We start from the raw sequence: 23274 nt of genomic DNA on the forward strand, positions 1-23274 counted from the left end.
CTGCCTGCCATTCCCCGTCGCCCAATTCCATGACCGCGCTGAAGACGCTCGCCATCGCCAATTACCGCTCGCTGCGCGAGCTGATCGTGCCGCTCGCGGCGCTCAACGTCGTCACGGGGCCGAACGGCAGCGGCAAGTCGAGCGTGTACCGCGCGCTGCGGCTGCTCGCCGACACCGCGCAGGGCCGCGTGATCCCGTCGCTCGCCCGCGAGGGTGGCTTGCCGTCGACGTTGTGGGCCGGCCCCGAGCGTTTCTCGCGCGCGATGCTGGCCGGCGACGTGCCGGTGACGGGCACGGTGCGCAAGGGCCCGGTGAGCCTGAAGCTCGGCTTTGCGTGCGACGATTTCGGCTACTCGATCGATCTGGGCCTGCCGCTGCCGAGCAGTTCGCAGTTTGCGCTCGATCCGGTGGTCAAGCGCGAATGCGTCTGGGGCGGCGCGTTGCTGCGCCCGTCCACGCTGCTGGTCGACCGGCAGGGCGCGCAGATCCGCGTGCGTACCGCATCGGGCGACTGGCAGACGATTCCGCAGCCGGTCGCGAGCTTCGACAGCATGATGACCGAGTTCGCCGATCCGACCGGCGCGCCCGAGATGATCGCGGTACGCGAACGGATCCGCTCGTGGCGCTTTTACGACCATTTCCGGACCGATGCGCAGGCGCCGGCGCGCCAGTCGCACATCGGCACCCATACGCCGGTGCTCGCGGACGACGGGGCCGACCTCGCCGCCGCGCTGCAGACGATCCGCGAAATCGGCGACGCGGCGGCGCTCGACGCGGCGATCGACGACGCGTTTCCCGGCGCGTCGGTGGAGATCGACAACCCGGGCGGCCGTGGCCGCTTCGACGTGCTGATGCGCCAGCCGGGGCTGCTGCGGCCGCTGGCGGCGGCCGAGCTGTCCGACGGCACGCTGCGCTACCTGCTGCTCGCGGCCGCGCTGCTGACGCCTCGGCCGCCGGCGCTGATGGTGCTGAACGAACCGGAGACGAGCCTGCATCCCGATCTGCTGCCGGCGCTCGGCCGCCTGATCGCGCAGGCCGCCCGGCGCTCGCAGGTGCTGGTCGTGTCGCACGCGGCGCGGCTCATCGCGACGCTCGAGCGCGAGGCGGGCTGCGAATCGCTGGTGCTCGACAAGCAGCTCGGCGCGACCGCGCTCGTCGATGCCGACTCGCGCCACCTGCCGGCATGGAAGTGGCCGTCGCGTTGACGGCCTGATCGCGATCGTTGGCATGTGTTCGACGCCCGGCCGCGCCGAATCCGCGCCAGCCGGCCCCGAGCGACGCGGCGAGCCCGATCGGTCGAATGTATCCGGTCTGTAACAACGCCCAAAAAATGCAAGACCTGCGGTTCCGCTCATCGGGATCGCGAATAATAATGAGATATCCGGCTGGCGCCATGCCGGCCGGCGCGGCATGGACGCAGGGCGGGGCGCGCGCAAGCGCGGACTCCGCCGGCCGTACCGCAACGGACAGGACACAGGAGACGTGGACCATGAGAATTGCCCAGATCGCCCCGCTGACCGAATCCGTGCCGCCGAAGCTGTACGGCGGCACGGAGCGCGTCGTGTCCTACATCACCGAGGCGCTCGTCGACCTCGGCCACGACGTGACGCTGTTCGCGAGCGGCGATTCGACGACGCGGGCGAAGCTCGAGCCCGTGTGGCCGCGCGCGCTGCGGCTCGATTCGTCGATCCGCGACCGGGTCGCGCCGCACATGCTGCTGATGGAGACGGTCGCGCGCCGCGCGAAGGATTTCGACGTGCTCCATTTCCACATGGACTACTACTCGTTCTCGGTCTTCAACCGGCAGGAAACGCCTTACGTGACGACGCTGCACGGCCGGCTCGACCTGCCCGAGCAGCAACCGGTGTTCGACACGTTCAACACGGCGCCGGTGATCTCGATTTCCAATTCGCAGCGCCAGCCGTTGCCGCAGGCGAAATGGCTGACGACCGTCTATCACGGGCTGCCCGATACGCTGTACATGCCGCAGCCCGTCGAGCCGCGCTATCTCGCGTTCCTCGGCCGCATCTCGCCGGAAAAACGCGTCGATACCGCGATCCGCATCGCCCGCCAGTGCGGGTTGCCAATCCGGATCGCCGCGAAGATCGACGCGGCTGACCAGGAATACTTCGACCGCGAGATCAAGCCGCTTTTCGCGTTGCCGCACGTCGAATACATCGGCGAGATCGCCGATCACGAGAAGGCCGAATTCCTGTCGGGTGCGCATGCGCTGCTGTTTCCGATCGACTGGCCGGAGCCGTTCGGCCTGGTGATGATCGAGGCGATGTCGTGCGGCACGCCGGTGATCGCGTTCAACCGCGGCGCGGTGCCCGAAGTGGTGGACGAGGGCGTGTCCGGTTTCATCGTCGAGGACGAAATCAGCGCGGTGGCCGCCGTGAACCGGCTGCACCTGCTGCCGCGTGCGCGCGTGCGGCAGCGTTTCGAGGAGCGCTTCACGTCGCGCCGGATGGCGCAGCAGTACGTCGACGTGTACCAGTCGGTGATCCGCGCGCAGAAGCGCTCGCGCTTCAAGGTGATCGATTCGACGACCTGAGCGGCCTGAACGGCCCGAGCAGTCCGACCGACCCGGCGCCGCGCCGGCGGATAAAAAAACGGCGATGCCCGCAAGGACATCGCCGTTTGCGCATGACCCGCGCGCGGCACGCGCGGGCAGTGCGTCAACGTCAGATCTTGAGCTTGGTGACCTTGGTGCCGTTGATCGACACGTCGCCCATCAGGCCGGCGTTGGTCAGCACGACGACCTGGATCGGCGCGGTAGCCGTGTTGGAGTCGACCGCGCCGTTCGCGCCCATCTTCACGAGCGCGACCGATGCGCCGGCGCCGGCTGCCCAGCCGTCCGAGCCGCGGAATTCGTCGAGCGCCTGCTGCGTCATGAACAGGAACACGATCGCCTTCGACTGCGCGCCGGCCTGCAGGCCGACCGACAGCGACGACGTGTTGTAGTAGCCGACCGTGCTGCCGCCGACGCGCAGCGCGCCATTGCCGGACTGGCCGCCGACGATGAAGCCGGCCTGGATCACTTCGGGGAACACCAGCACGCCGCGCGATTTCGCGACGAGCTCGCGCGAGCCCTTGACCGTGGAGTACATGCGCGACAGCGTCGCGTCGACGCTCGCGTCGATCGACTGACGCTTCGACGCGTTGGTCGCGGCGTTGTCCGGCTTGTCCGGGGTGGTGGTGCAACCGGTGAGCGCGAGGCTACCGACGATGAGCGCAGCGGCGGCTTTCAGCACAAGATTCCGTTTTTGCATCGTTGTTCTCCATCGGATGATGTTCGGAGTGAGTCTCGCTCAAGGAGCGGATCACGTCGGCAGTTATATCACAGCGGATTACGGCCTCTTTTCGTTGCCACGTGAAAAAGCGTCAAATCGCGCGAGGGTGTCGCGGCGCGCCAACGGACGGAGCGGCGCCCGAGCGCCAGGCGCGCTTCGCGCGGGGGCGGCATGCGGGGAACGCAGTGGTCGAGCGGGGGGCGGCGGCGCCCGCGGCGCGTGTCGGGGTCAGTGCGTGACAGGCGGAACGGGCGGCTTGATCGGCGGGCGGCGCAGCGCGCGGCGGATCAGCGCGATCACGACGCCGCAGGCGAACAGGAACGCGGCCGGGACGACCCAGTAGCCGACGAACGCATGCCACAGGTAGCCGGCGAGCGTATTGCGGCGCACCACGTATTCGTCGCGGGCCGCCTGCTGGCGCGGCGCGTTGGCGGCGAGCACGTCGGCCGGGCAGCCGGCCGCGCGCGCGTCGTCAGGATCCCCGTGGCACTTCGCGGCGGCGCCGGCGGCCTGCTGCGCATCGGTGAGCTGCCAGGTGGTCAGCGCGAGCTGCAGGTCCGCCTTGTTATAGGCCATTTCCTCGCGGATCTCGCGCACGGCGATGATCGCGACGGGCACCGCCCAGAACACGATCACGATCAGCCAGCGGCGGAACCAGCGGTGTTGTCTCCATGCCATCCAAAGCCTCCGTTTGACGCGCGTGCGCGTCCGTCTCGAGGGCGGCCCGATGGCGCTTCTTGGTCTTGGGTGGGCCGCGTTGCAGCCATCATAGAAGAAAACGCGGCGAATTGCCGCACCATGTGGCGGCGTCGTGACGGCGGGCCGGAAAAACGGGGCGGAAAAGGCCGAATGGCGCACGTCGATGCGCGTGCAACGAAAACGAAAATGCCGCGCCCGCCGAAGCGGGACGCGGCATTCGGGACGGGAGCGCCGGGACTCAGGCGGCCGGCTGGTTGCTCAGGCAGCTCTTCATGAACGCCTTGCGATCGTCACCCTTCTTGCCGGTGGCCTGCGTGTTGCATGCCTTCATCTTCTCCTGCTGCGTCATTGCCTTTGCGGGCTTCGCCGACAGGCAGTCCTTCATGAACGCCTTGCGTTCGTCGCCCGTCTTGCCGGCTGCCTGCGTGTTACAGGCCTTCATCTTGTCCTGCTGGCTGTTCGCCGCGAATGCGGGGGAAGCCAGCATGCCGCCGAGAAGCACTGCGGCTACGAGCGATTGGATTTTCATTTCGACACTCCCATGGGGTGAATTGCGCGTGATCGACGCCGTCACGAAGCACGACGCGATGAGGACAGGGCCACATCGCACCACGCGTTCCGATTATGGCAAATCAATGTGAAAACACCAAAACGGCACTTCCTATAACGTTGCGGACGCCACGGCCGTTGACGGCGCGTGCGGCGCGGGGATCGGGACAAACCATGACGCGCGCCGGCAACGGCCGGCTGCCGCGCCGGAACCCGCCGGCTCGCGGCCGCGAGCCATTACAATCGCGGCCATGAATACACCGAACACCGCATCCCCTTCGTCCGCGCCGGCGCTGCCGCGCATCGCCGTCCTCGCCACCGGCGGCACGATCGCCGGCGCCGCGCCCGACGCGGCCAGCACGGCCGGCTACCAGGCCGGCGCGCTCGGCGTCAGTTTCCTGGTCGACGCCGTGCCGGCGCTCGCGTCCGTCGCGCGCATCGACGCGGAGCAGGTCGCCAGCATCGACAGCAAGGATCTCGCGCTGCCGCTGTGGAACACGCTCGCCGCGCGGATCGACGCGCTGATGGCCGACCCGGCGATCGACGGCATCGTGATCACCCACGGCACCGATACGCTCGAGGAGACCGCGTATGCGCTGCATCTGGTCGTGAAAGGCGACAAGCCGGTCGTGCTGACGGCCGCGATGCGGCCGGCAACCGCGCTGTCGTCCGACGGCCCGCTGAACCTGCTGAACGCGGTGACGGTGGCCGCCCATCCGGCCGCGCGCGGGCAGGGCGTGCTGGTCGCCTTCAACAACCGGATCCACGGCGCGCGCGACGTCGTCAAGACGAGCACTTATGCGGTCGACGCGTTCCAGTCGCCGGAGCTCGGTGCGCTGGGTTGGGTGCAGGACGGCCGCGTCGAATTCGCGCGCCGCGTCACGCGCACGCATGACACGCAACTGGCGATCGCGGCGAGCTGGCCGCTGGTCGAAGTCGTCGCGAGCTATGCGGGCGTGACGCGCACGGCCGTCGACGCGCTCGTCGCGGCCGGCGTGCGCGGCCTCGTCGTCGCGGGTACCGGCAATGGCTCGATCCATGCGACGCTGCAGTCGGCGCTCGCCGATGCGGTGAAGGCGGGCGTGGCGGTGGTCCGCGCGTCGCGCGTGGGTTCGGGGCACGTGATGCGCAACGGCGCCGCGAGCGACGATGCGCTCGGTTTCGTGAGCGCGGGCTCGCTGCACCCGTTCAAGGCGCGCGTGCTGCTGATGCTCGCGCTCGCGAACGGCATCCACGATCGCGACGCCCTGCAGCGCGCGTTCGATACGCTGTGACCGACGGTCGCCGCGCGGACGTCGCGCAGCGTGCATAAAAAAATGGCAGGCCAATGGCCTGCCATTTTTGCGTCAGTGCTGCGCGAACGCTCAGGACTGCGGCGGAATCACGAGCTTCTGGCCCGGGTAGATCCGGTCCGGGCTCGACAGCATCGGCTTGTTCGCCTCGAAGATCACCGGATACTTGTTCGCGTCGCCATACACTTCCTTGGCGATCGCCGACAGCGTATCGCCCGGCTTCACGTCGTGGTACTGCACTTCCGGATCGTCTGGCTGCAGATCGTCGTCGTTGACGCCCGCGACACCCTGCACGTTGCCGGCCGCGACCTTGACCTTCGCCTTCGTGTCGAGATCGGCGACGCTGCCCGACAGCGTGACGGTGCGCGATGCGCCGTCGAACGCGACGGTCAGGTTCGACGTGTCGAGACCTTGCGAGCTGATGTAGTTCTTGATGGCATCGGCCGCAGTCTGGTTCGCGGCATTCGGATCTTCCGCTGCCTGTGCATCGGCGTGACCCAGCAGTTTTTCACCCGCCTCCTTGATAAACGAAAGAAGACCCATCGTTGCACTCCTTAGGTGGTTGAAAAGAAAACGCGCCGTGAAGTGGCGAAAAAAACACCGCGCTGGGGGCGTGCCCGGAAGGGCGCGCAAGCGCGGCGGTTTTCTCGAAAGGCGTGGCGAAAGTGTAGGCGTTCAACGCGACGATTGCATGAAAAATCGCACGCTCGAACGTAAAGAAATGTAATACGCGAAATCCGACAGGCGGACACCCGACGACGACGTCTGACCGACCAAGGCTTCCCCGGCGCCGCCGGGTGCCGCTGCGGACCCCACCACGCCGCTCTCAGCCCAGAGCGGCGTTTTTCGCCCCGTCCCGCATGCCGTTGGCGATGCAGGGCGGGGCGCCCCACCTTGATGCGCGCGTGCGGCGCGCATCGATGCGACCGGCCGCGGCCGAGTCGCGTGTATCCGTCGCACGCCTGCGCCATCGCAGCACAAACGCGCGTTGCGGCATCCGCGTTACGCGGCCGGCGTCTGGCCGATCTCGAAGTTCGACATGATTTCGAGCGCGCGCACGAGTGCCGAGTGATCCCATGCCTTGCCGCCGTGCGACGCGCACACGCTGAACAACTGCTGCGCGCTCGCGGTGTGCGGCAGCGCGAGGCCGAGCTTGCGCGCGCCGTCGAGCGCGAGGTTCAGGTCCTTCTGGTGCAGCTCGATGCGGAAGCCCGGATCGAACGTGCGCTTGGTCATGCGCGCACCGTGCACTTCGAGGATGCGCGACGCGGCGAAGCCGCCCATCAGCGCCTGGCGCACGCGCTCCGGATCGGCGCCCGAACGGGCGGCGAACAGCAGCGCCTCGCCGACCGCCTCGATGTTCAGCGCGACGATGATCTGGTTCGCGACCTTGCAGGTCTGGCCCGCGCCGTTGTCGCCGACGAGCGTGATGTTCTTGCCCATCTTCTCGAACAGCGGCTTCGCGCGCTCGAATGCCTTCTCCGGGCCGCCGACCATGATCGTCAGCGTCGCTTCGCGTGCGCCGACTTCGCCGCCGGACACCGGCGCGTCGAGGTAGTCGCAGCCGAGCGCGTTGATCTGCTTCGCGAATGCCTGCGTGTCGAGCGGCGAGATCGAGCTCATGTCGATCACGAGCTTGCCGGCCGTCAGGCCCTTCGCGACGCCGTCGTCGGCGAACAGCACGTTGCGTACGTCCGGCGTGTCCGGCACCATCGAGATGATGATGTCGGCGTGCTGCGCGACTTCGGTGGAGTTCGCGACGACCTTCGCGCTGCCGCGCAGGTCGTCCGGGATCGGGAACGCGCCGTTCACGACGAGTTGATGATCGCCCTTGAGCAGGTTGCGCGCCATGTGCGCGCCCATGATGCCGAGGCCGATGAAACCGATGGTTGCCATGTGAAAGTCTCCTATAGGGCTGAAAACGGAAAGGGCGCGACTCAGGCGGCGCGACGCGCCGAGGCCGGTGCGCAGCCGGCTACGCTTTGCAGCCAGCCGAGGCCTTCCGTCGTGGTGGTACGGGGCTTGTATTCGCAGCCGACGTAGCCGGCATAGCCGAGCCGGTCGAGCAGCGCGAACAGGAACGCATAGTTGATCTCGCCGGTGCCCGGCTCGTTGCGGCCCGGGTTGTCCGCGAGCTGGACGTGGCCGATCGATGCGAGGTTGCGTTCGATCGTCGCGGCCAGTTCGCCTTCCATGCGTTGCATGTGATAGATGTCGTACTGCAGGAACAGGTTGTCCGAGCCGACCGCGCGGATCACGTCGAGCCCTTCCGACGAGCGGTTCAGCGCGAAGCCCGGGATGTCGAAGCTGTTGCACGGCTCGACGAGCAGGCGGATGCCTTCGCGCTTGAGCGCGTCGGCCGCGAAGCGCAGGTTGTCGACGATCGTGACGAACGTCTTGTCGCGCGCCGTGCTCGCCGACGGGATGCCGACGAGGCAGTTCAGCTGCGGCACCTTCAGCGCCTTCGCATACTCGATCGCACGGCCGACGCCTTCCTGGAATTCGCCGACGCGATCGGGCAGGCACGCGATGCCGCGCTCGCCCTGATCCCAGTTGCCGGCGGGCAGGTTGTGCAGCACGAGGCGCAGACGGTTGGTCTCGAGCCGTTCGGCGAGTTCCTCTTTCGCATACGGGTACGGGAACAGGAACTCGACGGCGTCGAAGCCCGCGTCCGCGGCCGCCTTGAAGCGGTCGAGGAACGGCACTTCGTTGAACAGCATGGTCAGGTTTGCAGCAAACTTCGGCATGAGCTAAGCCTCTTCGGTCGGTCAGTCAAAAAAGTCTTGCAGGTCAGTCGAGCATCGAGATCGCGGTCGGGGCATGCTCGGCCTTTTCGGCGAGATCCTCGAATTCGTTGATCGCATCGATTTCGGTGCCCATCGAGATGTTCGTCACGCGCTCGAGGATCACTTCGACGACCACCGGCACGCTGAACTCTTCCGCGAGCGTCTGCGCCTGGCGCAGCGCCGGCTCGATCTCTTCCGGCTTGAACACGCGCAGCGCCTTGCAGCCGAGGCCTTCCGCGACGGCCACGTGGTCGACGCCATAACCGTTCAGTTCCGGCGCGTTCACGTTGTCGAACGCGAGCTGCACGCAGTAGTCCATGTCGAACGCGCGCTGCGCCTGGCGGATCAGCCCGAGGTACGAGTTATTCACGACGACGTGCACGTACGGCAGCTTGAATTGCGCGCCGGCCGCCAGTTCCTCGATCATGAACTGGAAGTCGTAGTCGCCGGACAGCGCGACGATCGGGCGGCTCGGATCGGCCGCACGCACGCCGAGCGCGGCGGGGATCGTCCAGCCGAGCGGGCCGGCCTGGCCGCAGTTGATCCAGTTGCGTGCCTTGAACACGTGCAGGAACTGCGCGGCGGCGATCTGCGACAGGCCGATCGTGCTGACGTAGCAGGTATCGCGGCCGAACACCTTGTTCATCTCTTCGTACACGCGCTGCGGCTTGACCGGCACGTTGTCGAAGTGCGTCTTGCGCTGCAGCGTGCGCTTGCGTTCCTGGCAGTCGGCGACCCACGCGCTGCGGTCCTTCAGCTTGCCGGCGGCCTTCCATTCCTGCGCGACCGCGACGAACAGCTCGAGTGCCGCCTTCGCGTCGGACACGATGCCGAGATCCGGGCCGAACACGCGGCCGATCTGCGTCGGTTCGATGTCGACGTGCACGAACTTGCGGCCCTTCGTGTAGACCTCGACGCTGCCCGTGTGGCGGTTCGCCCAGCGGTTGCCGATGCCGAGCACGAAATCCGATGCGAGCATCGTCGCGTTGCCGTAGCGGTGCGACGTCTGCAGGCCGACCATGCCGGCCATCAGCGGGTGGTCGTCGGCAATCGCGCCCCACGACATCAGCGTCGGGATCACCGGCACGCCGACCGTTTCGGCGAACTGTACGAGCAGGTCTTCGGCCGCCGCGTTGAGCACGCCGCCGCCCGACACGATCAGCGGCTTGTCCGCGTCGTTGAGCATCGTGAGCGCCTTCTCGATCTGCGCGCGGGTGGCCGCGGGCTTGTAGACCGGCAGCGGTTCGTACGTGTCGATGTCGAATTCGATTTCGGCGAGCTGCACGTCGATCGGCAGGTCGACCAGCACCGGGCCCGGACGGCCCGAGCGCATCAGGTGGAATGCCTGCTGGAACACGCGCGGCACGAGCGCCGGTTCGCGCACGGTGACGGCCCACTTCGTGACCGGCTTCGCGATCGATTCGATGTCGACGGCCTGGAAGTCTTCCTTGTAGAGACGCGCGCGCGGTGCCTGGCCGGTGATCGCGAGGATCGGAATCGAATCGGCGGACGCGGAGTAGAGGCCGGTGATCATGTCGGTGCCGGCGGGGCCCGACGTGCCGATGCACACGCCGATGTTGCCCGGTGCCGCACGCGTGAAGCCTTCGGCCATGTGCGACGCGCCTTCGACGTGGCGCGCCAGCACGTGGCTGATGCCGCCCGACTTGCGCATGGCCGAGTAGAACGGGTTGATCGCTGCGCCCGGCACGCCGAACGCGGTCTGGATGCCTTCCTTCTCGAGCACGAGTACGGCTGCGTCGACGGCTCTCATCTTGGCCATGAATGTCTCCTTGGATAGTGGAATCTTGCGAATCGGTCTGTTGAGGACACTTTAGGGATGCAGGAAAGGTTTGATAAGATCAGCCGAAGTCGCTTATTTCGAAACTAAAAGTATGGAATGACGGCCGGACGGGGCTTCCCGCCGGTGTCGGAACGGAGACGGAGACGGGAGATGGATCGCTTCAAGCAGATCGAGACGTTCGTGCGGGTCGCGGACGCGGGCAGCCTCGCGGCGGCGGCGCTCGAGGAGGGCGTGTCGCCGGTGGTGCTCGGGCGGCGCATCGACGCGCTGGAGAAACGCCTCGGCGTGAAGCTGATGTACCGCTCGACGCGGCGGCTGGTCGTCAGCGAGGAGGGCGCCGCGTTCCTCGAGCGCTGCCGCGGGCTGCTGTCCGAATGGGATCAGGCCGAGAACGAGCTGGCCGCCGGCCGGCGCGCGGTCAGCGGGCACCTGATCGTGTCGGCGCCGGCCGCGTTCGGACGCAAGCACGTCGCGCCGCACGCGCCCGGCTTCCTGGCCGACAAGCCGGAGATGCAGCTGTCGTTCAACCTGACCGACCGTGTCGTCGATCTCGTGCGCGAAGGCTACGACCTGTCGATCCGGATCGGCGGCGCGGTCGATCCGAACTTCGTCGCGGTGAAGCTCGCGTCGAACCGGCGCGTCGTGTGCGGCACGCCCGACTATTTCCGCAAGCACGGGCGGCCGAAGTCGCTCGACGACCTGCTGAAGCACAACTGCCTGGCGTTCAACCTGCAGGGCGGGCAGAACCGCGGCTGGTACTTCCAGCGTCACGGCAAGATCGCGACGATGCGCGTGACCGGCAATCTCGACTGCAACGACGGCGAGCTGCTGCACCGCTGGGTGGCCGAGGGGCTCGGGCTCGGCTGGCGTTCGACGTGGGAAATCGCCGCGCAGCTCGAAACGGGCGAGCTCGAGACCGTACTCGACGAATACGCGCTGCCCGACTACGACATCCTCGCGGTCTACCCGCAGCAGCGCTACGTGCCGGCGCGCGTGCGCTATTTCATCGACTATCTGCGCGCCGCGTACGCGCGCCCCGGTTACTGGAGCACCACGCCGTAACGGGCGGCCGGCTGGGCCGTCCGGCGATTTTTTACGCTTCATGCGCACGGCGCGGGAATAAACTCGACGCAGCAGCGGTAAGGTCATCGAGCGCGCACGTTGCCGGTCTGTCCGGGTGCCGTGCGCGGAACGGGCGCGGCGTCGGCCGCCGGGACCAGGGAGGCCATGTGGGGCAAGCCGGACAGGCGGTCGATGACCGGGCGGCGGACGATGCGCGCGCGCGCGGCGAGCGGTTTCGCGCGCTCGTGCTGCCGCATCTCGACGCCGCGTACAACCTCGCGCGCTGGCTGAGCGGCAGCGCCGGCGATGCGGACGACGTCGTGCAGGACGCGTGCATGCGCGCGCTGCGCTTCGTCGATTCGTGTCGCGGCGACAACGCGCGGCCGTGGCTGCTGACGATCGTGCGCCACACCTGGTACACCGAGTGGCGGCGGCGCACGCAGGCGCACGAGGTCGCGCTGCCCGACACGCTCGACGACGCCGACGTCCCGGACGACTGGCAGCCGGCGACGGAGGACCCGCTCGCGCACCTGCTGCGCGGCGAGAACGTGCGGCTCGTGAATGCGGCGCTCGCGAAGCTGCCGCCCGAATACCGCGAGGTGCTCGTGCTGCGCGAGATGGAGGACCTGAGCTACCGCGAGATCGCGGCGATCGTGGACGTGCCGGTCGGCACGGTGATGTCGCGGCTCGCGCGCGGCCGGCGCAAGCTCGCCGCGCTGCTGGGCGGCGCGCCCGCGCCGGCGACCGAAGGCCGGCCGGGCCGTGCGCCGGCGGGCGGAACCGCATCGGAGGCTATCGATGGACTGTAACGAAGCGCGAGCGTTGCTGGACGCGGACGTCGACCGCGAGCTGTCGGCGCCCGATGCGTTGCGGGTCCAGCAGCATGTCGACGGGTGCGATGCGTGCCGCCGCGAACGCGCGCGGATCGTCACGCTGGGGCAGGCCGTGCGGCAGGCCGATTATCACCGCGCGCCGGACGCGCTGCGGGCAAGCCTCCTCGCGAGCCTGCCGGCAGCGGCCGACGCGCGTGCCGATGCGCCGTCGCGGGCCGAGCCGCGGCCGGAGTCCCCGTCACCGCCGCCCCGGCGGCCGCGCGGGCGCGACTGGTTCGCGTGGCTGACCGGGCGGGGCGGGGCGGCACGCCCGGTATCGACCGGCACCGGCCCGCGCGTGGCCGCGCTGCCGGGCCTCGGCTGGGGCGTCGCGTTGCTGATGGCGCTCGCGGCGGCGGGCGGAATGGCATGGTCGGCCCGCCACGCCGACACCGACCGAACGGTCGACGAACTGGTCGCGAGCCACGTGCGGGCCGACCTGTCGGCGCGCGACATCGACGTGATCTCGACCGACCGGCACACGGTCAAGCCGTGGTTCAACGGCCGGCTCGACTATGCGCCGCCGGTCGAGGATCTCGCGGCGAGCGGCTTCGCGCTGGTCGGCGGCCGGCTCGACTACGTCGGGCGGCGCCGCGTCGCGGTGCTCGTCTACCGCCACCGGCAGCACGTGGTCGACGTCTACGTGCAGCCGGCCGGGGAGCGGCCGGCGGCCCCGTACACGACCGTGTCGCAGGGCTATGCGCTCGACCGCTGGAACGCGGCCGGGATGACGTGGTGGGCCGTGACCGACGCCGAGCCGTCGGCGCTGGCGGCGTTCCGGACGGCGCTCGACGCGCGACTTGCCGGCACGCATAACGAGTGACCGTTGCGCCGCGCGGCCGGCGCGCTTGCGCTCCGACCCCGACTGCAGAAGGGCCGAGCGGGCGGCCGCTTGGCCGACATTCCCGCTCAAGTCTTTGAAAACACGGCCGAATCCGTCCGCGAATCGTCGATTGGCCTTGCATGCGTCCCGTAACCGGGTTAGAATCTTCGGCTTCTCACTTGCCACACCGGTTCAGACGCCCGGGTGGCTTTAATCCACAAGGAGTGTGTAATGCGTCATTACGAAATCGTATTCATCGTGCACCCCGATCAAAGCGAGCAAGTGCCCGCGATGATCGAGCGTTACAAGTCCACGATCACGTCGCACGGCGGCCAGATCCACCGTGTCGAAGACTGGGGTCGTCGCCAACTGGCCTACATGATCGAGAAACTCGCGAAGGCTCACTACGTCTGCATGAACATCGAGTGCGACCAGACGACGCTCGACGAACTCGAACACGCGTTCAAGTTCAACGACGCCGTGCTGCGCCACCTCATCGTCAAGATGAAGAAGGCCGAAACCGGCCCGTCGCCGATGATGAAGGAAGTTCAGCGCGAAGAAGCCAAGAAGGCGGCTGCAGCTCAGCCGGCCGAAGCGCAGGCTTAAGTTCGTCACTCATTAAGCCATCAAGGAGCGCGCCACTCACGTGAACAGGTTGCAATTGACGGCGAGCGTCGTCGAACGCGCACCGGTGCGATATACGCCGGCCGGTGTTCCGATCGCAAGCGCCACGTTGCATCACCGCACGGAAGTCGTCGAAGCAGGCATTCCCCGTCAGGTCGAAATGACGATCGAGGCGGTGGCGGCCGGTGAGGCGAGCGGCAAGCTGGAAAGCCGTGAAATGGGCGTCGAAACGCTGTTCACGGGCTTCCTGGCCAAGAAAAGCCGCAACGCGAGAACCTTGGTGTTTCACATCACAGCATTGCAGGACATTGGAAAGGACTGAAATCATGCCCCGCCCGACTGGTAAGAAATTCGACAAGCGTCGTCAGCAACAAAACCCGCTCTTCAAGCGCAAGAAGTTCTGCCGTTTCACGGCTGCAGGCGTCGAGCAGATCGACTACAAGGACACGGAAACGCTGAAGGACTTCATCGGCGAAAACGGCAAGATCACGCCGGCTCGTCTGACGGGTACGAAGGCGCACTATCAGCGTCAGCTGGATACGGCCATCAAGCGTGCGCGTTTCCTCGCGCTGCTGCCGTACACCGATCAGCACAAGGCGTAATCAGGCGACGCAATAAGGAGAATTCGAATGCAAATCATTCTGTTGGAAAAAGTCGCCAATCTGGGTAACCTCGGCGATATCGTCAAGGTCAAGGACGGTTACGCTCGCAACTTCCTGATCCCGAACCGCAAGGCTCGCCGTGCAACGAAGGAAGCGATCGCCGAATTCGAAGTGCGCCGCGCTGAACTCGAAAAGATCGCCGCTGAAAAGCTGGCCGCATCGCAGGCAGTCGGCGAGAAGCTGAACGGCCAGTCGTTCGAAATCACGCAGAAGTCGGGCGTCGACGGCCGTCTGTTCGGCTCGGTCACGAACGGCGACGTCGCGGAACTGCTGAAGAAGGCAGGCTACGAAGTCGAGAAGCTGCAAGTGCGCATGCCGGAAGGCCCGCTGAAGATGATCGGCGAGCACAACGTCCAGGTCGCGCTGCACACGGACGTCGTCGTCGACGTCACGATCAACGTGATCGGCGACCACGCGTAAGCGTATGCAAGCTTGCCGGGCGGCTTCCGCCGTCCGGACAAGGGCAGGCGCCCGGGCAACCGGGGCCTGCCTTTTTTATTGCCCGATCGCGGGCAAGCGGTGGTAGCGCTGCCGCCATCTATTCGCGATAATCCCAACCCATGAACGCGCCGCAAGATCCCCAAATCGAATCGCTGAAAGTCCCGCCGCATTCGGTCGAAGCCGAACAGTCGGTGCTCGGCGGCCTGTTGCTCGACAACGCGGCATGGGACCGGATTGCCGACTTCCTGTCGCAGGGCGACTTCTACCGCTACGACCACCGGATCATCTACGAGCACATCGGCCGCCTGATCGCGTCGACGCGCCCGGCCGACGTCGTGACCGTGTACGAAGCGCTGACCACGTCCGGCAAGGCCGACGATGTCGGCGGGCTCGCATACCTGAACGCGCTCGCGCAGAACACGCCGAGCGCGGCGAACATCCGCCGCTATGCGGAAATCGTGCGTGACCGCGCGGTGCTGCGCCGGCTCGTGTCGGTCGCCGACGAGATCTCGGCCGACGCGTTCAATCCGCAGGGCAAGGAAGTCCGCCAACTGCTCGACGAAGCCGAATCGAAGGTGTTCTCGATCGCCGAGGAGGGCGCGCGCGGCAACCAGGGCTTCCTCGAGATCGGCCCGCTGCTCACGCAGGTGGTCGAGCGCATCGACACGCTGTACCACACCGCGAACCCGAGCGACGTCACCGGCACGCCGACCGGCTTCGTCGACCTCGACCGGATGACGTCCGGGATGCACGGCGGCGAGCTGATCATCGTCGCGGGGCGCCCGTCGATGGGTAAGACCGCGTTCTCGATGAACATCGGCGAATACGTCGCGGTCGAGTACGGGTTGCCGGTCGCGGTGTTCTCGATGGAAATGCCGGGCACCCAGCTCGTGATGCGTATGCTCGGCTCGATCGGCCGGCTCGACCAGCACCGGATGCGTACGGGCCGCCTGACGGACGAGGACTGGCCGAAACTGACGCACGCGGTGCAGAAGATGAGCGAGGCGCAGCTCTTCATCGACGAGACGGGCGGCCTGAATCCGATGGAATTGCGCTCGCGCGCGCGGCGTCTGGCGCGGCAATGCGGCAAGCTCGGCCTGATCATCGTCGACTACCTGCAGCTGATGTCGGGTTCGTCGCAGGGCGAGAACCGGGCAACCGAAATTTCGGAAATTTCGCGATCGCTGAAGAGCCTCGCGAAGGAGCTCGACGTGCCGGTGATCGCGCTGTCGCAGCTGAACCGCGGCCTCGAACAGCGCCCCAACAAGCGTCCGGTGATGTCGGATTTGCGCGAATCGGGCGCAATCGAACAGGATGCGGACGTGATCCTGTTCATTTACCGCGATGAGGTCTACAATCCCGACAGCCCTGACAAGGGGACGGCCGAAATCATCATCGGCAAGCAGCGTAACGGCCCGATCGGGCCCGTTCGGCTCACGTTCCTGGGGCAATACACGAAGTTCGACAATTTTGCCGGGGCGCAGACCTTCTACGGCGAGTAAAGCCGGTTGTAAACACCTATTTCGCCAAATGTTGTATCCAATCCCGGCGTGCGCATATGCGCACGTCGCGTCGCGACCGGAACCGGTACAATGTCGCCCGTTTTCGTGACAGTAGTTTGACAATCTCTCAGGAATCCCATGTTCGGTCGATTCATGCCCACCGAGGGCAAGTTCTTTGAACTCTTCAACTCGCACGCGAAGCACATCGTTTCCGGTGGCCGCGAGCTCGAACTGCTGATCGACAATCTCGCCGACGCCGAGATTCACAAGCAAAACGTGCAAATCGCCGAGAAGGCCGCCGACAAGCTCACGCACGAGGCGATCGATCTGCTGCACAAGACCTTCATCACGCCGCTCGATCGCGACGAGATCCACAAGCTGATCACGACGATGGACGACATCCTCGACCTGATGGAAGACGTCGCGACGGCCGTGTCGCTGTACGACGTGCAGTCCGTCACGTCCGAGGCGAGCCAGCTCGCGCACATCGTCACCCAGTCGGCGCAGCACGTGCAGCAGGCCGTCGGATTGCTGTCCGACATGAAACAATCGGCGCAGATCCTCAAGCAATGCGAGGAAATCGACCGCTGGGAATCGGAAGCCGACCGCGTGCTGCGTGCGGCGATGTCGAAGCTGTTCCGCGAGGAAGACGACGTGAAGACGCTCATCAAGCTGAAGGCGATCTACGAGCTGCTCGAAGAGATCACCGACAAGTGCGAGGACGTCGCGAACATCATCGAAGGCATCGTGCTGGAAAACGCCTGAGCGGACCACGATGCATTCGATACAACTCGCCCTATGGATGGTCGCGACGCTGGTGCTCGTCGCGCTCGTATTCGACTTCATGAACGGCTTTCACGACGCGGCGAACTCGATCGCCACCGTCGTGTCGACCGGGGTGCTGAAGCCCCAGCAGGCCGTGGTGTTCGCGGCCGCGTTCAACGTGATCGCGTACTTCATCTTCCACCTGAAAGTCGCGCAGACCGTCGGTAAAGGCACGATCGATCCCGAAATCGTCGACCATTACGTCGTGTTCGGCGCGCTGGTCGGCGCGATCGGCTGGAACGTGATCACGTGGTACTACGGGATTCCGTCGAGCTCGTCGCACGCGCTGATCGGCGGTCTCGTTGGCGCGGCGCTCGCGAAATCGGGCTGGAGTTCGCTGAACGTCGACGGGCTGCTGAAGACGATCGCGTTCATCTTCATTTCGCCGCTGCTCGGTTTCATTCTCGGTTCGCTGTTCATGCTCGGCGTGTCGTGGCTGTATTTCCGTACCGCGCCCAGCAAGGTCGACCGGCGCTTCCGCCGGCTGCAACTGCTGTCCGCCGGCCTGTACAGCCTGGGCCACGGCGGCAACGATGCACAGAAGACGATCGGCATCATCTGGATGCTGTTGATCGCGAGCGGCTACGCGTCGGCCACCGCCGATGCGCCGCCGGCATGGGTGATCGGCGCGTGCTACCTGTCGATGGGCCTCGGCACGCTGTTCGGCGGCTGGCGCATCGTGCGGACGATGGGCCAGAAGATCACGAAGCTCAAGCCGGTCGGCGGCTTCTGCGCGGAAAGCGGCGGTGCGATCACGCTGTTCGTCGCGTCGTTCCTCGGCATTCCCGTGTCGACCACGCACACGATTACCGGCGCGATCGTCGGTGTCGGCGCGACGCAGAAGTTGTCGGCCGTGCGCTGGGGCGTCGCCGGCAATATCGTGTGGGCGTGGGTGCTGACGCTGCCGGCGGCCGCGCTGTTCGCGGCCGGCGGGTGGTGGCTCGGGCACCAGATCTTCTGATCGTCGACGCTTTCCGGTTGACACGAAATGCGCCGCAAGCCGAAAGGCTGCGGCGCATTTTCTTTTGGGGGGGAGAGGGGGGCGGCGAAGTGGTGGCGGGTGGCAAATGCCGCCCACGTCGTGACGGTCGGGGTCGAGCAACGGGTCAGTAACTGCCGGTCGCAAACCGCGCGATCGGATCGTCCGCGGTACTGGTGCGCGGGCTGACGGGTGCGGATTGCGTCGACGCACGCAATACCTGCACGGGCGCAGGCTCGATACTGCGTGTCGGCGTCGACGCGGTAGCGGGCGGCGGCTCCGCATCGAAGGCGGCGGCCTGGGCGGCCGTCAGTGCGGTCGTCGGAATCTGCGTACCGACCTCGGCCGGGGCGGCAGGTGCTGCATTGGCCGTCATCGCCGGCGCGGCGCCATTCGCCGACGTCGCTTGCTGTTGCGCCGCCTGCATCCGCGGGGGCGGCGGTTCGTACGGATCGGCGGCCGTTGCCGGCGGTGCCGCTGCGGCCGTCGTCACGACCGGCGTGGTCGGAATGGCCTGCGCCTGCGTCACGCTTGCTTGCGACGGCGCATACGTCGGCTGCCGCGGCGCGGCGGCGGCCGTCACGACCACCGGAGCGGCCGCGACCGCGGTCGGGTTGCGCGGCTCGTCGCGCTTGGCCTCGTAGGTCGGCGCATCGAACGGCGTCGGGGCCGAGCGCGGCGGCGCGACGCGGCGAATGCCGTCGAAACGCTTGGCCCAGTACGGGTTCGTCAGGTAGTCGAGCCGCACGGTGCCGCCCGTCGACGGTGCGTTGACGAAGCGCAGCTTGCCGACGTAGATGCCGACATGCGAATGCGGCCGCCCGGTCGTATTGAAGAAAATCAGGTCGCCCGGCGCGATCTGGTCGGGTTCGATCGACACGCCGCGGCCGCTCATGTCGGCGGTCGTGCGCGGCAGGTTGACATCGGCCGCGCGGCCGATCACGTAGCGCACGAGCCCGCTGCAGTCGAAGCCGCTCGTCGGCGTGTTGCCGCCCCAGCGATACGGGACGCCGACGAGGCTCATCGCCTGGATCGAGATTTCTTCCTGGCCGACGCTGTGGTCGACGAATTTCGGGAAATTGGCCGGCGCCGGGAAGGCGCGCGGCGTCGTGATCTTCATCCCCGAAGCGGAGCGCGATGCTGACTGCGGCGGCACGCTGGAGCAGGCCGCAAGCAGGGAGACGACGGCGACGGGAACCCAGATTCGAAGCATGGCAAGGCGGGCGAGCGCGGCGCGCTCGCGAATCGTATGACAACAGACAGACCCGATGGTAGACGTTCCGGCGGGGCTTAAGCAACCATTCTTGAGAATTTACTTGAAGTTTCGCGCGTAAACTGCGTTGTTGCGTGACGAAGCGTTATCTTTGTCTTCGACCCCAAATAAAAACGGCGCTCCGGAAACGGAGCGCCGCGTGGCGTCGAAAGCCGGCCGCTCGGCCGGCCTGCGCGTTACAGAATGTCCGACGCGTAATCGGCGAGCCGCGAGCGTTCGCCGCGCGCGAGGGTCACGTGGCCGCTGTGGCCCCAGCCCTTGAAGCGGTCGACGACGTAGGTCAGGCCCGAGCTGCCTTCGGTCAGGTAAGGCGTGTCGATCTGTGCGATGTTGCCGAGGCACACGATCTTCGTGCCGGGGCCCGCGCGCGTGACGAGCGTCTTCATCTGCTTCGGCGTCAGGTTCTGCGCCTCGTCGATGATCAGGTACTTGTCGACGAACGTGCGGCCGCGCATGAAGTTCATGCTTTTCACCTTCAGGCGCGAACGGATCAGCTCCTGCGTTGCGGCACGGCCCCATTCGCCGGCGGCATCGTCGGTCTTCTGCAGCACTTCGAGGTTGTCGTCGAATGCGCCCATCCACGGCTGCATCTTCTCTTCCTCGGTGCCGGGCAGGAAACCGATGTCCTCGCCGACGGGCACGGTCGCGCGCGTCACGATGATCTCGTTGTAGCGCTTGTCGTCGAGTACCTGCGCGAGGCCGGCCGCGAGCGCGACGAGCGTCTTGCCGGTGCCGGCCTGGCCGAGCAGCGTGACGAAGTCGATCTCGGGGTTCATCAGCAGGTTCAGCGCGAAGTTCTGCTCGCGGTTGCGCGCGGTGATGCCCCACACGTTGTTCTTGTGGTGGCTGTAGTCGCGCAGCGTCTGCAGCAGCGCCGTCTTGCCGTTCAGCTCGCGGACGATCGCGTGGAACGTCGGCTCGCCGTTCTGCGGCTCGAGATAGACGAACTCGTTGACGAGCATCGACGCGACGAGCGGGCCGGTCACGCGGTAGTACGTGGTGCCCGTCTTCGTGTCCTGCCAGCTCTCCATGCCCTTCGCGTGCTTGGTCCAGAAGTCCTGCGGCAGTTCGCGCACGCCGGTGTAGAGGAGATCCTTGTCCTCGAGCACCTGGTCGTTGAAGTAGTCTTCCGCGGGCAGGCCGAGCGCATGCGCCTTGATCCGCATGTTGATGTCTTTCGACACCAGCACGACCTGGCGGTCGGGCCGGTCGCGCTGCAGCGCCCGCACGACGCCGAGGATCTGGTTGTCGGCCTTGCCCTCGGGCAAGCCTTCGACCGGCGCGATGTCGGCGAGCTTCGTCTGGAAGTACAGGCGGCCGAGCGCCTCGCGGCTGCCGAGGCGCGACAGCGGGATGCCGTCCGAGATCGGGCCGCCGTCGGCGACGAGCGCGTCGAGCGTGCGGCTGACCTGGCGAGCGTTACGCGCGACTTCGGACATCCCCTTCTTGTGGTTGTCGAGTTCCTCGAGCGTCATCATCGGCAGATAGACGTCGTGTTCCTCGAAGCGGAAGAGGCTGCTCGGGTCGTGCATCAACACGTTGGTGTCGAGCACGAACAGTTTCTGCAGTTCGGCTTCGGCGGGCTTGCGGCTGCGCGACTTCGTCGCGGCGCCGGCATCGCGCGCGGGCGCCGTGGCCGGTTTCCCGGCGGCAGGCTTGTCATGGCGTGCCACGACCGGCGCCGCGGGTTCGGCGGGCGCCGGCAGCGGCTGCAGCAGCGCGGCCGTCTGTTTGGTCTTGCGGCCGCGCGCGGGTGCGCTCGCGGCGTCGGGCGCCGAAGACGCGACGGCACGCAGCGGCGCGGCCGTGTTCGCGGCTTCGATCATCGGTTGGGCCACGCTGGCCGGACCATAGTCACCGGCTGTGGATGCGTCCCCTTCGGCGGATTTCTTCGCGGCTTTCGCGGGCCGCGCTTTCGCCTTGTATTCGTCGGGCGGCAGCAGGCTGCCGAGCTTGCTGGGGGGAGTAGGCAAAGGCATGGTGTCCCTCGGGAGGAATCGTGTCGCATGGCGTGCGCCGCTGATCGCATCCTGCGTGACGTAGACGCATGCAGTTTGCGCGCGGTGGCGCACAGGAATTTCGTCTAGCCGGTTCGCCTAAGTGTCGATCAGCTCCTCGATGCGGTAAGGGCCGGACCGGGGAGGGCCGGCGCGCGTTCCATAAAAAAAGCCGCTGCCCCGTCGACAGGGACATGCGGCTCGGCTGATGCCGTCGTGATGCGCGTCAGGTGCCGGGAAGCATTGCAACGGGCACCGGCGCAGCTACGAGAAATATGGGGCGAACTGGCATTCATTGCGGCCCAATATAACGCGCCTCAAAGCGCTTGTACAGCCTTTAGCACGTCGTCCACGTGACCCGGCACCTTGATGCCGCGCCATGCCTGGCGAAGCACGCCGTCGGCGTCGAGCAGGAACGTCGAACGCTCGATTCCGCGCACTTCCTTGCCATACATTTTCTTCATCTTGATGACATCGAACAACGCGCACAGCGCTTCGTCGGCATCGGAGATCAGCGGGAACGGCAGTTCGAGCTTGGCCTTGAAATTGTCGTGCGAGCGCAGGCTGTCGCGCGACACGCCGATGACTTCCGCACCGGCCTTCTTGAACTTCGGATAGAGATCGCGGAACTGCAGCCCTTCGGTCGTGCAGCCCGGCGTGTTGTCCTTCGGATAGAAGTACAGCACGAGCTTCTTGCCCTTCAGGTCGGACAGCGAAATGTCGCCGCCCGTGGCCGGTGCGGTGAAATCGGGAACTTGACGGTCAACTTCGACAGACACGTGTTTCTCCTGTTGTTATGGAAGGGCGCCGCTGCGGCGGCGCGGTTCGGCGGGGCGTCGCGGCAGCGCGCCGCGGGGGGCGGAGCGGCGACGCCGGCTCGCGTGCGAACTTCAGTCGGGCTGGACGATCAGTTCGCCGGAGCGGCCGGGGATTTCGCCCCACGTGACAGGGTACGATGGCAGCGAGTCGCGGTCCAGCGTCGCGTGGTAGTCGCCCATCGTCGCAAACGTGTGGCCTTGCGCACGCCAGCCGGCGAGCAGCTGTTCGAACACGGGCGCGAGTTTCTGCCCTTCCAGTTCCGCATGCAGCGTGAACACCTGGTCGTGCGGATTGGTTTCGGTGAACTTGAGGATGTGCGCGGCGACGTTGTGCGTGTCGACGCCGTCGATGCCGAGCACTTCGTCGAGCGTGGGCAGCGTGGTCGGCATCTGCACGTGCGACAGCGTGCGGCCGCCGACGACGGGCAGGTACGGCGAATGGCCGCGACCGTCGGACGCGTAGCGCATCCCCCATGCATCGATCTGCTCGAACGCGGCATCGTTCATCTGCCAGCCGGCCGCGCCGTGCGTGACGGGCGGCGCGCCGAAGATCTCGCCGAAGCGCGCGTGACTCTTCTGCATTTCACGCGCGGTCCAGTCGCGATCGCGGACGCGCACGTTGTCCTGCCAGTACACGTGATCCCACGTGTGGATCCCGCATTCGAAGCCGGCCTCGTGAATCGCGCGCATGTCGGCGATCGCACGGCGGCCGATGTCCGGGCCGGGCAGCAGCACGCCGTACATCAGCTGCTTCACGCCGTAGTGCTCGACCACCGACGTGCGCGACACCTTCTTCAGGAAGCCCGGGCGGAACACGCGCCGCAACGCCCAGCCGGTGTGATCCGGCCCGAGGCTGAAGAGGAAGGTCGCGCGCGCATTGAAGCGGTCGAAGATGCGCGCGAGGTTCGGCACGCCTTCGCGCGTGCCGCGCAGCGTGTCGACGTCGATCTTGAGGACGATACGAGCCAAGCGAACG

24 protein-coding genes and 1 pseudogene are annotated in these 23274 nt (G+C 66.7%); 14 read left to right on the forward strand and 11 right to left on the reverse strand.

The features are described 5' to 3' along the window. Positions 1–29: 29 nt before the first annotated feature. Entirely contained in the window at positions 30–1205 is a 1176-nt protein-coding gene (locus H0X90_RS07840) for an AAA family ATPase (RefSeq protein WP_006485944.1), read from the forward strand. A gap of 284 nt (positions 1206–1489) precedes the next feature. Next, complete coding sequence (locus tag H0X90_RS07845) at positions 1490–2554, forward strand: glycosyltransferase family 4 protein (protein ID WP_006485945.1); 1065 nt, start codon at positions 1490–1492, stop codon at positions 2552–2554. Positions 2555–2684: 130 nt separating this feature from the next. Here H0X90_RS07845 and H0X90_RS07850 read toward each other — a convergent pair whose 3' ends face one another. The 3 genes from H0X90_RS07850 to H0X90_RS07860 form a co-directional block, all read right to left on the reverse strand. Further along, the gene (locus tag H0X90_RS07850) at positions 2685–3272 is read right to left on the reverse strand and encodes a YSC84-related protein (protein WP_006496373.1); all 588 of its coding nucleotides are present in this window, start codon (positions 3270–3272) and stop codon (positions 2685–2687) included. Between the two features lie 249 nt (positions 3273–3521). Then, the gene (locus H0X90_RS07855) at positions 3522–3971 is read right to left on the reverse strand and encodes a membrane protein (protein WP_006485938.1); all 450 of its coding nucleotides are present in this window, start codon (positions 3969–3971) and stop codon (positions 3522–3524) included. Positions 3972–4230: 259 nt separating this feature from the next. Next, positions 4231–4521 (reverse strand): PsiF family protein, encoded by a 291-nt coding sequence (locus tag H0X90_RS07860; RefSeq protein ID WP_011549641.1) that lies wholly within the window; start codon positions 4519–4521, stop codon positions 4231–4233. 271 nt (positions 4522–4792) lie between these two features. Between H0X90_RS07860 and H0X90_RS07865 the strand changes: the two genes are divergently transcribed. Then, positions 4793–5815: an asparaginase gene (locus H0X90_RS07865; protein ID WP_077190655.1), complete on the forward strand. Its 1023-nt coding sequence runs from the start codon at positions 4793–4795 to the stop codon at positions 5813–5815. 90 nt (positions 5816–5905) lie between these two features. On the opposite strand, the gene lysM is transcribed toward H0X90_RS07865, so the two are convergent. The 4 genes from lysM to gcl form a co-directional block, all read right to left on the reverse strand. Continuing rightward, positions 5906–6376 carry a peptidoglycan-binding protein LysM gene (gene lysM, locus H0X90_RS07870; RefSeq protein ID WP_006478617.1) on the reverse strand — a complete coding sequence of 157 codons (471 nt, stop codon included), beginning with the start codon at positions 6374–6376 and terminating at the stop codon, positions 5906–5908. 459 nt (positions 6377–6835) lie between these two features. Next, positions 6836–7729, reverse strand: a complete 894-nt coding sequence (locus tag H0X90_RS07875) for a 2-hydroxy-3-oxopropionate reductase (protein WP_006485940.1) — start codon at positions 7727–7729, stop codon at positions 6836–6838. A 41-nt stretch (positions 7730–7770) separates the two neighbouring features. Then, complete coding sequence (hyi, locus tag H0X90_RS07880; protein WP_006485952.1) at positions 7771–8580, reverse strand: hydroxypyruvate isomerase; 810 nt, start codon at positions 8578–8580, stop codon at positions 7771–7773. A 43-nt stretch (positions 8581–8623) separates the two neighbouring features. After that, a complete protein-coding gene (gene gcl / locus H0X90_RS07885; RefSeq protein WP_006485953.1) occupies positions 8624–10399 on the reverse strand; it encodes a glyoxylate carboligase in 1776 nt (591 codons plus the stop codon). Between the two features lie 171 nt (positions 10400–10570). On the opposite strand from gcl, the gene H0X90_RS07890 reads away from it, so the two are divergent. From H0X90_RS07890 to H0X90_RS07935, 10 genes are all read left to right on the forward strand, one after another. Further along, a complete protein-coding gene (locus H0X90_RS07890) occupies positions 10571–11482 on the forward strand; it encodes a LysR family transcriptional regulator (RefSeq protein WP_006496376.1) in 912 nt (303 codons plus the stop codon). Positions 11483–11649: 167 nt separating this feature from the next. Then, positions 11650–12291 (forward strand): RNA polymerase sigma factor, encoded by a 642-nt coding sequence (locus tag H0X90_RS07895; protein ID WP_006496377.1) that lies wholly within the window; start codon positions 11650–11652, stop codon positions 12289–12291. Then, the gene (locus H0X90_RS07900) at positions 12281–13177 is read left to right on the forward strand and encodes an anti-sigma factor (RefSeq protein ID WP_077190654.1); all 897 of its coding nucleotides are present in this window, start codon (positions 12281–12283) and stop codon (positions 13175–13177) included. Before H0X90_RS07895 ends, H0X90_RS07900 begins: the two co-directional genes overlap by 11 nt. 231 nt (positions 13178–13408) lie before the next feature. Next, the gene (rpsF, locus tag H0X90_RS07905) at positions 13409–13783 is read left to right on the forward strand and encodes a 30S ribosomal protein S6 (protein ID WP_006486255.1); all 375 of its coding nucleotides are present in this window, start codon (positions 13409–13411) and stop codon (positions 13781–13783) included. Positions 13784–13823: 40 nt separating this feature from the next. Beyond that, positions 13824–14123, forward strand: a complete 300-nt coding sequence (gene priB, locus H0X90_RS07910) for a primosomal replication protein N (protein ID WP_006486250.1) — start codon at positions 13824–13826, stop codon at positions 14121–14123. A 4-nt stretch (positions 14124–14127) separates the two neighbouring features. Next, on the forward strand, positions 14128–14403 hold the full coding sequence (gene rpsR, locus H0X90_RS07915) for a 30S ribosomal protein S18 (RefSeq protein WP_006486248.1): 276 nt from the start codon (positions 14128–14130) through the stop codon (positions 14401–14403). 27 nt (positions 14404–14430) lie between these two features. Continuing rightward, the gene (gene rplI / locus H0X90_RS07920; protein WP_006486256.1) at positions 14431–14883 is read left to right on the forward strand and encodes a 50S ribosomal protein L9; all 453 of its coding nucleotides are present in this window, start codon (positions 14431–14433) and stop codon (positions 14881–14883) included. A 140-nt stretch (positions 14884–15023) separates the two neighbouring features. Beyond that, complete coding sequence (locus H0X90_RS07925) at positions 15024–16406, forward strand: replicative DNA helicase (protein WP_006486249.1); 1383 nt, start codon at positions 15024–15026, stop codon at positions 16404–16406. A gap of 138 nt (positions 16407–16544) precedes the next feature. Next, positions 16545–17171, forward strand: a complete 627-nt coding sequence (locus H0X90_RS07930; protein ID WP_006486252.1) for a DUF47 domain-containing protein — start codon at positions 16545–16547, stop codon at positions 17169–17171. Between the two features lie 10 nt (positions 17172–17181). Then, complete coding sequence (locus tag H0X90_RS07935; RefSeq protein ID WP_006486254.1) at positions 17182–18192, forward strand: inorganic phosphate transporter; 1011 nt, start codon at positions 17182–17184, stop codon at positions 18190–18192. A gap of 145 nt (positions 18193–18337) precedes the next feature. On the opposite strand, the gene H0X90_RS07940 is transcribed toward H0X90_RS07935, so the two are convergent. After that, positions 18338–19423 carry a C40 family peptidase gene (locus tag H0X90_RS07940; protein ID WP_043205345.1) on the reverse strand — a complete coding sequence of 362 codons (1086 nt, stop codon included), beginning with the start codon at positions 19421–19423 and terminating at the stop codon, positions 18338–18340. 236 nt (positions 19424–19659) lie between these two features. After that, positions 19660–21462, reverse strand: a complete 1803-nt coding sequence (locus H0X90_RS07945) for a PhoH family protein (protein WP_043205346.1) — start codon at positions 21460–21462, stop codon at positions 19660–19662. Here H0X90_RS07945 and H0X90_RS35715 point away from each other — a divergent pair. After that, positions 21358–21584: pseudogene (locus H0X90_RS35715) on the forward strand (hypothetical protein); the annotation flags it as partial. The gene H0X90_RS07945 and the pseudogene H0X90_RS35715 overlap by 105 nt on opposite strands. A 213-nt stretch (positions 21585–21797) precedes the next feature. Here H0X90_RS35715 and H0X90_RS07950 read toward each other — a convergent pair. Together H0X90_RS07950 and H0X90_RS07955 are read right to left on the reverse strand one after the other, a co-directional pair. Then, the gene (locus H0X90_RS07950; protein ID WP_006482867.1) at positions 21798–22259 is read right to left on the reverse strand and encodes a peroxiredoxin; all 462 of its coding nucleotides are present in this window, start codon (positions 22257–22259) and stop codon (positions 21798–21800) included. 111 nt (positions 22260–22370) lie between these two features. After that, complete coding sequence (locus H0X90_RS07955) at positions 22371–23267, reverse strand: polysaccharide deacetylase family protein (RefSeq protein WP_062910575.1); 897 nt, start codon at positions 23265–23267, stop codon at positions 22371–22373. Positions 23268–23274 lie beyond the last annotated feature (7 nt).

The organism is Burkholderia sp. 9775_39 (genome assembly GCF_015712225.1).
GTDB classification, from domain to species: Bacteria; Pseudomonadota; Gammaproteobacteria; order Burkholderiales; family Burkholderiaceae; genus Burkholderia; species Burkholderia cenocepacia.

What these genes read in the sequence shown, in the direction of transcription:
- H0X90_RS07840 (WP_006485944.1), top strand. Translation starts at nt 30, where the DNA reads ATGACCGCGCTGAAGACGCTCGCCATCGCCAATTACCGCTCGCTGCGC.
- H0X90_RS07845 (WP_006485945.1), top strand. Translation starts at nt 1,490, where the DNA reads ATGAGAATTGCCCAGATCGCCCCGCTGACCGAATCCGTGCCGCCGAAG.
- H0X90_RS07850 (WP_006496373.1), bottom strand. Translation starts at nt 3,272, where the DNA reads ATGCAAAAACGGAATCTTGTGCTGAAAGCCGCCGCTGCGCTCATCGTC.
- H0X90_RS07855 (WP_006485938.1), bottom strand. Translation starts at nt 3,971, where the DNA reads ATGGCATGGAGACAACACCGCTGGTTCCGCCGCTGGCTGATCGTGATC.
- H0X90_RS07860 (WP_011549641.1), bottom strand. Translation starts at nt 4,521, where the DNA reads ATGAAAATCCAATCGCTCGTAGCCGCAGTGCTTCTCGGCGGCATGCTG.
- H0X90_RS07865 (WP_077190655.1), top strand. Translation starts at nt 4,793, where the DNA reads ATGAATACACCGAACACCGCATCCCCTTCGTCCGCGCCGGCGCTGCCG.
- lysM (WP_006478617.1), bottom strand. Translation starts at nt 6,376, where the DNA reads ATGGGTCTTCTTTCGTTTATCAAGGAGGCGGGTGAAAAACTGCTGGGT.
- H0X90_RS07875 (WP_006485940.1), bottom strand. Translation starts at nt 7,729, where the DNA reads ATGGCAACCATCGGTTTCATCGGCCTCGGCATCATGGGCGCGCACATG.
- hyi (WP_006485952.1), bottom strand. Translation starts at nt 8,580, where the DNA reads ATGCCGAAGTTTGCTGCAAACCTGACCATGCTGTTCAACGAAGTGCCG.
- gcl (WP_006485953.1), bottom strand. Translation starts at nt 10,399, where the DNA reads ATGGCCAAGATGAGAGCCGTCGACGCAGCCGTACTCGTGCTCGAGAAG.
- H0X90_RS07890 (WP_006496376.1), top strand. Translation starts at nt 10,571, where the DNA reads ATGGATCGCTTCAAGCAGATCGAGACGTTCGTGCGGGTCGCGGACGCG.
- H0X90_RS07900 (WP_077190654.1), top strand. Translation starts at nt 12,281, where the DNA reads ATGGACTGTAACGAAGCGCGAGCGTTGCTGGACGCGGACGTCGACCGC.
- rpsF (WP_006486255.1), top strand. Translation starts at nt 13,409, where the DNA reads ATGCGTCATTACGAAATCGTATTCATCGTGCACCCCGATCAAAGCGAG.
- rpsR (WP_006486248.1), top strand. Translation starts at nt 14,128, where the DNA reads ATGCCCCGCCCGACTGGTAAGAAATTCGACAAGCGTCGTCAGCAACAA.
- rplI (WP_006486256.1), top strand. Translation starts at nt 14,431, where the DNA reads ATGCAAATCATTCTGTTGGAAAAAGTCGCCAATCTGGGTAACCTCGGC.
- H0X90_RS07925 (WP_006486249.1), top strand. Translation starts at nt 15,024, where the DNA reads ATGAACGCGCCGCAAGATCCCCAAATCGAATCGCTGAAAGTCCCGCCG.
- H0X90_RS07930 (WP_006486252.1), top strand. Translation starts at nt 16,545, where the DNA reads ATGTTCGGTCGATTCATGCCCACCGAGGGCAAGTTCTTTGAACTCTTC.
- H0X90_RS07935 (WP_006486254.1), top strand. Translation starts at nt 17,182, where the DNA reads ATGCATTCGATACAACTCGCCCTATGGATGGTCGCGACGCTGGTGCTC.
- H0X90_RS07940 (WP_043205345.1), bottom strand. Translation starts at nt 19,423, where the DNA reads ATGCTTCGAATCTGGGTTCCCGTCGCCGTCGTCTCCCTGCTTGCGGCC.
- H0X90_RS07945 (WP_043205346.1), bottom strand. Translation starts at nt 21,462, where the DNA reads ATGCCTTTGCCTACTCCCCCCAGCAAGCTCGGCAGCCTGCTGCCGCCC.